The organism is Actinomadura sp. 6N118 (genome assembly GCF_044326415.1).
Taxonomy (GTDB): domain Bacteria; phylum Actinomycetota; class Actinomycetes; order Streptosporangiales; family Streptosporangiaceae; genus Spirillospora.
This window is the reverse complement of sequence record NZ_JBIRAZ010000014.1, coordinates 1-11,744: the sequence shown is the minus strand read 5'-3', so window position 1 is coordinate 11,744 and position 11,744 is coordinate 1. Positions and strand designations below refer to the sequence as shown.

Genomic DNA, 11,744 nt, shown 5'->3' with positions numbered 1-11,744 from the left:
CAGATTCAACGGTGCGGGGTGCCGATCGGTTTCAGCGGACCGACGTGATCGGCTGGATGAAGAGCCCGCCGGCGAACGCCAGTCCGGCGGCGAGGACGAAGAGCAGCGAGTATCCGCCGAGGAGCACCGACTGGGCGGCGAGGAGGGGAGCGAGGGCGACCGCGCTGCTGCCGGCCATGTTGATCAGGCCGAGGTCCTTGCCCCGGTCCCGTGCCCGGGGCAGCACCTGGGTGACCAGCGCCTGGTCGATGGCGAGGTAGACGCCGTAACCAGCGCCGAGAACGGTGGCCGACAGCAGGGCGGCCGACCACACTGGGAGCAGCGCCATGCAGATCAGCGCCCCGGCCATCAACGCCGACGAGACGATGACGTAGACCTTGCGCCGGCCGGTCCGGTCGGACATGCGTCCCGCCGCCACGCTCGCCGCCACCACACCCAGGGTGTAGAGCAGGCTGAGCACGGCGACCCCGCCGGTGGGATTGCCTAACCGCACCTCGTCTCGCAAGAAGTAGAGCAGGTAGAGCGTGGCGAGCGATGTCGCTAGTTGCGAGAAGAACCGGCCGCCCCACGCCCATGCGAAGTCCGGGTTGCGTCTCGGACTTACGTACAGGCCGGCCAGGAGACCGCGGACCGAACGGCTTTGCCCGCGCCGGTCACAGGGAGGCGCGGGATCCTCTTTCTGCAGGAGATACGGAACGGCCAGCACCGCCACGAGACCGCCCACGATGACGTAGCCGGCCCAGTTCGGGAGTCCCGACACGAGCAGAGTCCCCAGGACCAGACCGAGCGGCATCGCGAGCCCGGCGACAGCCGAGACCATGCCGCGCTGGTTCACCGGGACACGGTCGGGGACGGTGGCGCACAGCGCGGCGTGCATCGCGTTCACGCTGCCGTGCACCATGATCCAGCACACACCGATACCGATGAGCGACGACTGCAGCGGCAGGGCGAACAGCGCGCACGAGCAGACCAGGACGGGGGCGGCCACCCCGGGCCGCCGCCGTCCGAAGCGTGAGGTCGTACGGTCCGATAGCGCCCCGGCCACCGGAGACGAGACGATCGCCGCGATGGCGCCCAGGGCGACCACCAGGCCCAGGTTCCAGACTTTGTGCTGGGGATCCAGGGATGCGATTCGGTCGGGTAGCAGAATTTGCGCGGACCCGAGAAGACCGGCCCACATGCCGAGCGTGACAAGAAAGAGAGAGAAAATCCACAGCCGTTGAATTGGCGGGATGGGAACGTGCGAGGTGGGAACGTGCGGGGTCGTTGAGGACGTGGCGGTAATAGAGCTGCCCCATTCTTAACCTTGCCGCTGGGAGCACAAATTACGGGACAGTCTAGGTATTTATTACGAATTCTTACGGCTCGAAGCACCACTCTGTCCGGGTGTGGTCAAGGAGTGGCGGCACCGGGGCCGTGCCCTCTCGGACACGGTGTCAGTGCCCCAGGCTCCCGCCGCCGTCGATGGTGATCACCTGGCCGGTCACGGCCGCGGCCGGCTCGGACGCCAGCCAGAGCGCCGCCGCCGCGACCTCGTCGAGCGTGGCGGTGCGGCCGAGCGGCACTTCGGCGAGGATGTGGTCCTTGTACTTGGTGATGACCTCGCTGGTCATGTCGGTGTCCAGCAGTCCGGGCGCGATCACGTTCGCGGTGATGCCCCGGGTCGCCACCTCGCGGGCCAGCGACCGGGCGAGCCCGATCAGCCCGGCCTTGCTCGCGGCGTAGTTGGTCTGGCCCGCGTGCCCCTTCAGCCCGGCCACGGACGAGATGAAGAGCATCCGGCCCCGGCGCATCCGGATCATGTCCGGCACCGCGGCCTTGGCCACCCGGTACGCCCCGGTCAGATTGGTGTCGATCACCCGGCTGAACGACTCCTCGCGCATCCGCAGCAGCAGTGCGTCGTCGTTGATCCCGGCGTTGGAGACCAGCACCTCGACCGGCCCGTGCGCCTCTTTGATCTCCTTGAACGCCTGCGTGACCTGCTCGGAGTCGGTGACGTCGCAGGTGACGCCGAACAGCCCATCGGGAACGCCGGAACCACGGTGGGTCACCGCGACCGCGTCGCCCGCCGCCGCGAACGCCCGCGCGATCGCGAGGCCGAGGCCGCGGTTCCCACCAGTGACGAGCACGGAACGGCTCATGAACTTCCTCCAGGTGCAGGGCCGGACAGGGAGGGGACGGCCGCGGACATGTCGCCGCCTTCGCCGATCGGGTGGTTCCACCACCAGCGCCCGGTGGCAGTGAATCCGTACGGGGTGAGCCGGTGCCGGATTCGCCGTGCGGGGTCGTACAGCCGGTCCCAGTCGGGGTCAAGGCCGTCCCGGTAGAGTGCCGCGACGACCTCGAGGAACCCTTCGCCGGACTGTGTGAGGCAGAGGTCTCCGGTTCGCTGCGCTCCGGTTCGTTCGCCTCCGATCTCGATCACATGCGTCGGCTTCGCCTCCAGGGCGGCCGCGAGAGCAGCATCGAATCCGGACTCGTCCGCCGGGCGCTCCGGCGCGGCGACGAGGCGGCAGGCGTCGTCGAGTTCGAGAGCTCCGGCCAGCGCGGCCGCGGCGTGCTCGCCGGCTCCCCTTCCGAGGATCCACGCCGGGGTGACACCCACGTCGAGCAGCGCACGCCCCAGCGCCCACGCGACCGCGAAGGCGACCGGATCCGTGGCGGGCGGCTCGTCGCCGGAGAGTGCCGTGTCGCGCACGGACCAGCCGAGGCGGGGGAGGAGCGCCGCATCGACCCTGGCGAGCGCCTGCCGGTAGGCCTCCAGCTGATCGTGCAGGTCACCGGGCATGCCGGGCCGCCACGCCGTCCCGGAGATCACCCATCCGATCTTCGGCTTCGGGCCGGCCCGGCCGGAGCGCGCGGCGAGCGCGGCGTCGTCCTCGGCGGCCGCCGCCAGCGTCGCCACCACCTGGTCCCGGTCGAACGCGGGCAGCGCGAAACGTACCGGTCCGGAGGCCTTGACCCGGTTGGTCGTCCAGCTCACCTCCGCGAGCCGTTCGGCCGGCCGGGACGCGACGTCCTGCGCCAGCCGCCGGACGGCTCCGCGCAGGCCGGTGACGTCCCGCGCGGAGACGGTCAGGAGGCCGCCGCCGGGCCGCCCGCCGTCCGGCCGCCGAGGCGCCTGCTCGGGGGCGGTGGCCAGCACGATGTGCGCGTTGGTGCCGCCAAGGCCGAAGCCGCTGACGCCGGCGAAGACCTCGCCCTCGGGCAGCGGCGTCGGCTCCTTGACCAGCTGCAGCCCGTTCGCCGCCAGCCGGAGCCGTGGATTCTCGCTGTCGGAGAAGCGGCTCAGCGGGAGGACGCGGTGATGCAACGACAGGGCGGTCTTGATCAGGCCCGCGATGCCGGCCGCACCTTCGGCGTGCCCGATGTTCCCCTTGATGGAGCCGATCCCGCACGGCCGGTCCCGGGAGACGCCGTGCACCTTGCCGAGGGCCCTGGCCTCCAGGCGGTCGCCCAGCAGGGTCCCGGTGCCGTGCGCCTCCACGTAGGCGATGTCCTGCGGCCGGACGCCTGCGTTGCGGTACGCGTCGGCGATGACGGCCTGCTGCGCGTGCGGGTTGGGTGCGGTGACGGTCGTACTGCGGCCCCCGTGGTTGACCGCGCCGCCTTTGATGACGGCGTAGATCGGCAACCCGTCGGCGACGGCGTCGGCCAGCCGGCGCAGTACGAGCACCGCCACCCCCTCCGCACGCCCGAACCCATCGGCCTTGGCGCTGAACGGCTTGCACCGGCCGTCCGGCGAGGCGACCTTGGCCTGTGCGAAGTAGATGCTCGACGACGGCGTGATGAACAGGTTCACCGAGCCCACCAGGGCCTGGTCGCAAAGACCGGTGCGGAGTGCTGCGCATGCCTGCTCGGCCGCGACCAGCGAGGACGAGCAGGCGGTGTCGATCGCCATGCTCGGGCCGTGCAGGTCGAGTTCGTACGAGATCCGGTTGGCCGCGATCGCATAGCCGTTGCCCGAGCCGACATGACCGGTGATGGTCTGGAAGTTGGTCATGAGCAGGCTCATCCACTCCGAGCCCATGATCCCGACATAGACGCCGGTCCTGGTGCCGGCCAGCGACCGCGGATCCAGCGTTGCGTCCTCCACGGCGCGCCACGCGGTCTGCAGCAGCAGACGCACCTGCGGGTCGGCGACCTCGGCCTCCTCCGCGGCGAAGCCGAAGAACTCGTGGTCGAAGGCGTCGGCGTCGTCGATGAAGCCGGCGTACCGGGTGTTGACCTTGCCGCGCCCGCCCTCGGGGTCGTAGTAGACGTCGGTGTTCCAGCGGGACTTGGGAACCTCGATCACGCCCTCCCCGCCGCGCATCAGCAGGTCCCACAGCGCGGCGGGATCCGGCGCCTTGGGAAAGCGGCAGTCGATGCCGACGATCGCGATGTCCGTCATGCTTCTGGTGCTCCTCGGTCAGCGGTCCTCAGCAGGCAGCACGCCGCGTGCCCGTCGGGGTCGATCGTGGTGATCAGCGCGAGGTCGCCGCCGCCCGCGACGATCGCGGTGGCGACCTGGAACGCCGAGGCCGCGCCGAACGCGTCGCCGATGAGCGTGCCGGGCCGTACGACCCGGGCGTGCGCGAGACCGAGCAGGTCGGCGTCCTCGCTCCCGCCGGGCACGATGAGGCCGATGTCTCCGGGGCCGGTTCCCGCGGCGTCCAGCGCCCGGCGTACGGCGGCTGCGAGCACGTCGGCCGCGTCACGCGGCTCGGTGAACACGCCGCTGTCCACCGCGAGGATCTCCGCGAGGACCGGCCGTCCCCCGGCGCGTGCGCGCTCCGCCGGTTCGACGAGGAACGCGCAACAGCCTTCGGCGGCCGTGCCCTTGATGCCGGCCGCCTCGGCGATGGCGACACGCCGTTCGTTCAGGTCCTCGTAGGCGCCGCACACCACCGCGTCGGCCCGGTCGCGCGCGAGCAGCAGTCCCGCGTACCGGAGAGCCGCCAGACCGGTGGCCCGGCCCGCCGTCACGGTCGCGTTCGGTCCCTGAAGGTCGTAGGTGATCGCTGCCTGCGCGCTCGCATAGTTCATCACGCACGCCGGAACGAGTGCGGGGTTGACGTTGTCGGGCCGGGGCCGGGTCAGCGAGTCCCGGGTGAGGGTCATCGACTGGTCGATTCCCGACGCTCCGCTGCCGAGGACGAGCCCCCGTCGGCCGGGCGCCCACCCCGCGAGGACATCGTCGCCGAGAAGCGTCCCCATCGTGGCGAGCACCATCGCGGAGGGCCGGTCGATCAGGCGGACGGGGCGGCCCGATCCCTCGGGCCGCTCGGTGTGGAAGTCCTCGACGTCGCCACCCTGAGCCGGGCGCTCCGCGCGGATCGCCTCACGGAACGGCTCGACGCCGATACCTGCGGGGGACATCAGGGACATGGCCGAGATGACGCCCTTAGCCGCGGTCATGCGGCGTCTCCTTCTGGAAGTCCTTCTGGAAGCGACTCCGGGTGGCGCAGCACGACCGCCGCGTTGTTGCCGCCGACTCCGAGCGAATTGACCAGAGCGGTCCGTACCCGGGCGGTCCGTGCCTCACCGGGTACGCAGTCGACCGGGCATTCGGGGTCCGGTGTGACGAAGTTGACGGTCGGCGGGATGAAGCCGTGCCGCATCCCGAGCACCGCCGCGATGCACGCGTGCGCGCCCGCCGCTCCCTGGGTGTGGCCGATCATGGATTTGAGCGCGGTCACCGGAGGGGGCGCCGCGCCGAAGACGTCGGCCATCACGGCGGACTCCATCGCATCGTTGATCTTGGTGCCGGTGCCGTGCGCGAAGACGACGTCGACCTCGTCCGGTGTGGCTCCGGCGTCGCGCAGCGCCTGGGACAGGCACTGCGCGACGCGTTCCCGCTTCGGTCTGGTCGGGTGCTCGGCGTCGCAGTTGAGCGCGAACCCGGCGACCTCCGCCATGATCTCCGCACCGCGCCGCCGCGCGTGCTCGAGGGTCTCCAGGACGAGCATCCCGGCGCCCTCACCGAACATGAACCCGTTCCTGTCGCGGTCGAACGGGCTGCACTTCTCCGGGGCCCAGGCCCGCAGCCGGTAGAAACCGGCGAAGGCCATCCGGCTCACCGAATCGGCACCACCGCAGACGGCGAACTCGGCCTCCCCGTTCCGCAGCGAGTCCAGCGCGTGGCCGACCGCGTAGTTGCCCGCGGCGCACACCGTCGGGATGGTCACGGCCGCGACGTTCGACAGTCCGAGCTCCGCGGCCACCGCCACCGGAAGGCGGCCCGGATGAACCCGTCTCGCCAGCGCGGTCGGGAGCCGGTCGAGCCCGCCGGCGACCTCGGCCGTGGCGAGCGCGTCCACGTCGAGCGATTCGCCGCAGGTCGTGCCCACCGCGATGACGCCGCGTTCGTCGCGCACCGACGCCGGATCCAGCCCGGCGTCGGCCATCGCCATTCGCGCTGCGGCCGCCGCCTGTGCGCCGACCTTGCCGAAATCACCGGGCGCGATCCGGCGCAGGAGAGTCTCCGGATCGAAGCCCGGCACCTCGTAGGCCCGCGCGGACCGGAATCCGGTGGTATCGAAGCCGCTGATGGGGGAGGCACCGCAGACGCCCGCCTGCAGCGAAGTCAGGAAGTCGTCACGCCCGATTCCGATGCTGGAGATGACACCGAATCCGGTGACGACGACCTGCGGCTCCTGCATCGCTGTCCCCTCGACGAAATTCGGCGGAGTGGAGACGAGCATCGCCAATTGCGGCGCCATGGGAAAAGGGGCGTCCGCGCGCCCCATTGCGCTGTCCTCATGGGCATGCCCGCTCGGGCATGGCCAGGACGCTGACCTGCGCGTACAAAGGACAGTCAACAAAACGGTGACCGAAGTCGCACCTTTCGCGCACCGAGCGTGCCTGTCTATGGTGCCGGGGAAAAGGCGGCGGTGACGCCATTCTCGTCTGGAATGAGGCGGTAAATGTGAGCTCGGAAGCTGCACCTACGGATCAGGTGTTCGCGCGGCCGGACATTGAGGCGAGCCATCGCCCGGACGGCAGCGTCCTGCTGTCGTCCACCGTGCCGCTGGAACCCTACGACGCCGACCTTGCGCGCCCGCTTCGCCGGTGGGCCGCGGAACGACCCGGCGCGGTGCTGGCCGCCGAACGGTGGTGCGGCGAGTGGGAGGAGTTGACCTACGGCGAGGCACTGACGCGCGCGGAGTCCCTGGGCGAGGCACTCCTCGGTCTCGGGCTGGGCCCGGATCGTCCGCTGATTGTGTTGTCGGGCAACTCGCTGCGGCATCTCCAGCTCACCCTCGCCGGTTATGTCTCGGGGATCCCGGTGGTGTCACTCAGTACCGCGTACTCGCTGAGCGGCGGCCACGAGCGACTGCGGCTGGTCACCGGCATCGCCCGGCCCGGAGCCGTGTACGCCGAGGAAGGCCGGCAGTACGGTGCGGCGCTGGCGGCGATCGCCGAGTCCGTTCCGACCGCGATCGTCGGCAGGGACGGCGTGCCCTTCGACGACCCGGTGCGAGTCGTGCCCTTCGACGACCTGGTGCGCGTCGAGCCCGGCGACCGCCTCCGCACGGCGAGCGCGGCGGTCACTCCGAACTCCGTTGCCAAGATCTTCTTCACCAGCGGCTCCACCGGGCGTCCCAAGGCCGTCCCCAACACCCATCGCATGCTCTGCGCGGTGCAGCAGATGATGCGGCAAGTCTGGCCGTTCCTCGTCACCAGCCGGCTCACGCTCGTCGACTGGCTGCCCTGGAGCCACACCTTCGGCGGCAACCACAACCTGCACATGGTCCTGACGAACGGCGGCACCCTCTACATCGACGGCGGCGGGCCGACGCCCTCGCTCTTCGCGCGCAGCCTCCGCAACCTCGCCGACGTCTCGCCGAACGTCTACTTCAACGTGCCGGCCGGCTTCGGGCTCCTGGCGGACGAGCTGGAGCGCGACTCGGCGCTCGCGAAGAGCTTCTTCGCCCGGCTCAACCTGCTGTTCAGCGCGGGCGCCCCGCTGCCCGAGGCGCTGCGGGTGCGGATGCTGCGGCTGGCAGCGCAGTTCTGCGACCGCGAGGTCCGCTTCACCTCCTCGTGGGGCATGACCGAGACGGCGTCCGCGGTCACCTCGGCCCATCTGGACACCGACGAGCCGGGCGCGATCGGGGTGCCGCTCCCCGGGATCAGGCTCAAGCTGGCCCCGGTCGACGGGAGGCTGGAGATGCGGGCCGCCGGGCCCACGGTGATGCCCGGCTACCTGGATGACCCCGGCAGCTCCGAGGTGTTCGACGAGGAGGGCTTCTACCGCACCGGCGACGCCGGGCTGCTGGCCGACGGGTCGGACCCGGACCGTGGCCTGGTGTTCGAAGGCCGGCTCGGCGAGGACTTCAAGCTGACCAACGGGACCTGGGTACGGGTCGGCCCGTTGCGTGCGGCGCTGCTCGCGGCCATCGGAGATCTGGCCGAGGTCGTGATCACCGGATCCGGCCGGGCCCAGGTCGGGGCGCTGGCCTGGCCGCGGCGTGCGGGCGATCCCGTGGTGCTGCGCCGCCGGCTCGCCGAGGCGCTGGCCCGGTTCAACGCGGGCCGGCGGACCTCGCGCAGGGTCGAACGGATGTTGCTGCTCGCCGAGCCGCCGGACCTCGAGGCGGGCGAGCTGACCGACAAGGGAGCGGTGAGCCAGCTCCAGGTGCTCCGGAACCGGTCCGCGCAGGTCGACCTGCTCTACCGGGACCCGCCCGCGGCGGAGGCGATCCTGCCCGCCGACCACGCCGACTGACAGAACATCCATAGGAGCATCCCAGGCATGCCCATCCAGGCAGCGCGGGAGCGCGGCGGCTCAGGGATTACCGGCGGCCGGGCCCGCTGATCAGACTTCCGATACCGGCTGCCGCAACCAGAATGGGGTGTGCACATGGCGGACACGCTCTCCGCTCCGTACGCAGAACGGACCGAACCGTCGCCGCTGCTGCTCGACGGCCACCGGCTGACCCTGACCGAGACGGTCACGGTCGCACGGGGGCCGGACCGGCCGCGTACGGGTCTCGCCGACCGGGCAGTCGGGCGGATGCGCGCCACCGCCACGGCCAAGGACGACCTCATCGCCGCGGGGGTGCCGATCTACGGCGTGACGGCGGGGTTCGGCGACAGCAACACCCGGCAGATCCACGGCGTCAAGGGAGCAGCGCTCCAGGAGAACCTGCTGCGCTTCCTCAACTGTGGGACCGGGGACGCGGCCGCGCAGGACGTCACGCGGGCGACGCTGCTGATCCGGGCCAACTGCCTGGCGCGGGGCTATTCCGCGATCCGGCCGCGCGTCGTCGAGCTGCTGCTGGACTGCCTCAACCACGACATCTTGCCGATCATCCCCGAGCGCGGGTCGGTCGGCGCGAGCGGCGACCTGGTCCCGCTCAGCTACGTGGCCCGGATGCTGACCGGCGAGGGCGAAGTGCTGCACGACGGTGAACGCCGGACGGCGGCCGTCGCGCTCGCCGCCGCCGGGCTGACCCCGGTCGAACTGGAGTCCAAGGAGGGTCTGGCGCTCGTCAACGGCACCTCCTTCATGGCGGGGTTCGCGGTCCTCGCAGCGCACGACGCGCTGGAACTGGCGTTCGCCGCGGAACTGTGCACGGCGATGGCGAGCCAGGTGCTGCTCGGCAACCCGGCGCACTTCGACGACTTCCTCTTCCAGCAGAAGCCGCACGAAGGCGTGCTCACCAGCGCGCGCAACGTCCGGGTGCTGCTGGCCGGCGGGGAGTCCGCGGACGGTGCGCCGGGCGCGGACGGCGAGTGGGCGGGCGACGGCTATCGCCAGCTGGAACGGCCCATCCAGGACCGCTACTCGATCCGGTGTGCGCCGCACGTCGTCGGTGCGCTGCGCGACACGCTGAGCTGGGCCGGGCAGATGCTGGAGATCGAGGTCAACTCCTCCAACGACAACCCGCTGTTCCACCCGGAAGGACGGGTGCTCAACGGCGGCAACTTCTACGGCGGGCACGTCGGCCAGGTGATGGACTCGTTGAAGATCGCCGTCGCCAGCGTCGCGGACATGCTCGACCGCCAGCTCGAGCTGGTGGTGGACGAGAAGTTCAACAACGGGCTGACGCCCAACCTCATCCCGCGCTTCGAACCCGGCAGCTGGGACTCGGGCCTGCACCACGGCTTCAAGGGAATGCAGATCAGCGCCTCCTCGCTGGTGGCCGAGGCGCTCCGCTGGACGACGCCTGCGACCTCGTTCTCACGCTCCACCGAGGCCCACAACCAGGACAAGGTGAGCATGGGCACGATCGCGGCGCGCGACGCGCGCTCGATCGTGGAGCTGGCCCAGGAGGTGGTGGCGATCCATCTGATCGCGCTCTGCCAGGCCGCCGACCTGCGCGGGCTGGAGCAACTGAGTCCGGCCACCGCCGCAGTCCACACGCTCGTACGGAAGGTGACGCCGTTCCTGGAGGGCGACCGTCCGCTCCAGGACGACATCCAGCGGGTCACCGAGCTTGTCCGTTCGGGTGAGCTACGGAGGGCCGCGCCCATTGCCGTGGCCGGGATGCCGTCACCGCACTGAACAGGCCCGCGCGCATGGACACGCAGGGACCAGCGCCCCTCGGCAGCCCGTGGCCGCCGAGGGGCGCTGGTCTTCCTCAACGCGGCTCGACCCAGAAGCGCCGTTGCTGCCACGGCTGGGCAGGCAGCGGAACGGGGAGCGCAGCCGTGGCGACGCGGGCCCAGTCAGGGTCGCGGCCCGCGGCGTAGACGCTGCCCAGCGCGGCCAGCAGCGTCTCGAGCTCCGGCTGCCTGCGCACCAGGGAGGCCACGGCGGTCGCCGCCGAGCCGGCGGCCTCGATCGCGTCGTCGACCGCCGAGACCAGCAGCGGATGCGGGCTGATCTCGACGAACACGGCCGGCTCGGCACCGGAGAGAACGGACCTGACAGCGGCGGCGAAGCGCACCGGGCGCCGCACGTTCTCCATCCAGTAGGAGCCGTCCAGTTCCGCGCCCTCGACCGGCCGGTCCCACACGGTCGAGTGCAGCGGAATCCTGGGCGGCCGGTGCGTGATCCCGGCGAGCGCCTTGCCGAGACCGGCCCGGATCGGCTCCACCTGCGGGCCGTGCGAGGCATAACCGACGGCGACCCGGCGGCAGAACACGCCCCGTTCGCGCAGTGGCTCCACGATCCGCGCGATCGCCTCCGGGTCCCCCGACAACACGGTGAAGCGGTCGCTGTTGAGGACGCCGGCGCACACCGACCCCGCGTGCTCGGCGATCGCCTCCTCGGCCTGCTTTTCACCGAGTCCCACCGCCCACATGGCGCCGACGGCGCCGAGGTCCTTCAGCAGCAGGCCGCGGCGGCACACCACTGCGGCGGCGTCGGTGATGTCGAGGGCGCCGGCCACGGTCGCGGCCGCGATCTCGCCCATGCTGTGCCCGATGATGAGGTCCGGTTCGATGCCCCAGTCCCGCCAGACCGCTGCGAGTGCCACCTGGAACGCCCACAAGGTCGGCTGGATCTCGTCCACGGCGGACAGCGCCGCGTCACTCTCCAGGCGCCGTCGCGGTGACCAGCCGAGCTCCGCTTCGACGGCCGCGGCACACGCGTCCAGAGTCTCAGCGAACACCGCGCTCGACTCCAGCAACTCCCGCCCCATGCCCACCCACTGGGCACCCTGGCCCGGGAAGACGAACACCAGCCGGGGCGGTCCGTCCAGCCGGTCGGTGATCGTTGTAGCGCTGTCGGCAACCGTCATGTCCCCTGCCTCCATCTCCGTTCCATCCTTTCCGCAAGCACAGGACGGGGGCGGGCCGGCCCCCGCGGG

At 71.2% G+C, this 11,744-nt stretch carries 8 protein-coding genes; 2 read left to right on the top strand and 6 right to left on the bottom strand.

Translation table 11 applies throughout. The features are described 5' to 3' along the window. Window positions 1–31: 31 nt before the first annotated feature. The 5 genes from ACH34W_RS32355 to ACH34W_RS32335 form a co-directional block, all read right to left on the bottom strand. The gene (locus ACH34W_RS32355) at window positions 32–1,180 is read right to left on the bottom strand and encodes an MFS transporter (RefSeq protein ID WP_395964936.1); all 1,149 of its coding nucleotides are present in this window, start codon (window positions 1,178–1,180) and stop codon (window positions 32–34) included. Between the two features lie 256 nt (window positions 1,181–1,436). Beyond that, window positions 1,437–2,141 carry a 3-oxoacyl-ACP reductase FabG gene (gene fabG / locus ACH34W_RS32350; RefSeq protein WP_395964935.1) on the bottom strand — a complete coding sequence of 235 codons (705 nt, stop codon included), beginning with the start codon at window positions 2,139–2,141 and terminating at the stop codon, window positions 1,437–1,439. Then, complete coding sequence (locus ACH34W_RS32345) at window positions 2,138–4,393, bottom strand: type I polyketide synthase (protein ID WP_395964934.1); 2,256 nt, start codon at window positions 4,391–4,393, stop codon at window positions 2,138–2,140. Before ACH34W_RS32345 ends, fabG begins: the two co-directional genes overlap by 4 nt. Continuing rightward, a complete protein-coding gene (locus tag ACH34W_RS32340; RefSeq protein ID WP_395964933.1) occupies window positions 4,390–5,400 on the bottom strand; it encodes a beta-ketoacyl synthase N-terminal-like domain-containing protein in 1,011 nt (336 codons plus the stop codon). Before ACH34W_RS32340 ends, ACH34W_RS32345 begins: the two co-directional genes overlap by 4 nt. Continuing rightward, window positions 5,397–6,704, bottom strand: a complete 1,308-nt coding sequence (locus tag ACH34W_RS32335) for a beta-ketoacyl-[acyl-carrier-protein] synthase family protein (RefSeq protein WP_395964932.1) — start codon at window positions 6,702–6,704, stop codon at window positions 5,397–5,399. Before ACH34W_RS32335 ends, ACH34W_RS32340 begins: the two co-directional genes overlap by 4 nt. A gap of 206 nt (window positions 6,705–6,910) precedes the next feature. On the opposite strand from ACH34W_RS32335, the gene ACH34W_RS32330 reads away from it, so the two are divergent. Then, on the top strand, window positions 6,911–8,713 hold the full coding sequence (locus ACH34W_RS32330; protein WP_395964931.1) for an AMP-binding protein: 1,803 nt from the start codon (window positions 6,911–6,913) through the stop codon (window positions 8,711–8,713). A gap of 135 nt (window positions 8,714–8,848) precedes the next feature. Continuing rightward, window positions 8,849–10,495, top strand: a complete 1,647-nt coding sequence (gene hutH, locus ACH34W_RS32325; protein ID WP_395964930.1) for a histidine ammonia-lyase — start codon at window positions 8,849–8,851, stop codon at window positions 10,493–10,495. A gap of 76 nt (window positions 10,496–10,571) precedes the next feature. Here the strand turns inward: hutH and ACH34W_RS32320 are convergent, their stop codons facing one another. Then, a complete protein-coding gene (locus ACH34W_RS32320) occupies window positions 10,572–11,675 on the bottom strand; it encodes an acyltransferase domain-containing protein (RefSeq protein ID WP_395964929.1) in 1,104 nt (367 codons plus the stop codon). Between the last annotated feature and the right edge of the window lie 69 nt (window positions 11,676–11,744).

What these genes read in the sequence shown, in the direction of transcription:
- ACH34W_RS32355 (WP_395964936.1), bottom strand. Translation starts at nt 1,180, where the DNA reads ATGTGGGCCGGTCTTCTCGGGTCCGCGCAAATTCTGCTACCCGACCGA.
- fabG (WP_395964935.1), bottom strand. Translation starts at nt 2,141, where the DNA reads ATGAGCCGTTCCGTGCTCGTCACTGGTGGGAACCGCGGCCTCGGCCTC.
- ACH34W_RS32345 (WP_395964934.1), bottom strand. Translation starts at nt 4,393, where the DNA reads ATGACGGACATCGCGATCGTCGGCATCGACTGCCGCTTTCCCAAGGCG.
- ACH34W_RS32340 (WP_395964933.1), bottom strand. Translation starts at nt 5,400, where the DNA reads ATGACCGCGGCTAAGGGCGTCATCTCGGCCATGTCCCTGATGTCCCCC.
- ACH34W_RS32335 (WP_395964932.1), bottom strand. Translation starts at nt 6,704, where the DNA reads ATGGCGCCGCAATTGGCGATGCTCGTCTCCACTCCGCCGAATTTCGTC.
- hutH (WP_395964930.1), top strand. Translation starts at nt 8,849, where the DNA reads ATGGCGGACACGCTCTCCGCTCCGTACGCAGAACGGACCGAACCGTCG.
- ACH34W_RS32320 (WP_395964929.1), bottom strand. Translation starts at nt 11,675, where the DNA reads ATGACGGTTGCCGACAGCGCTACAACGATCACCGACCGGCTGGACGGA.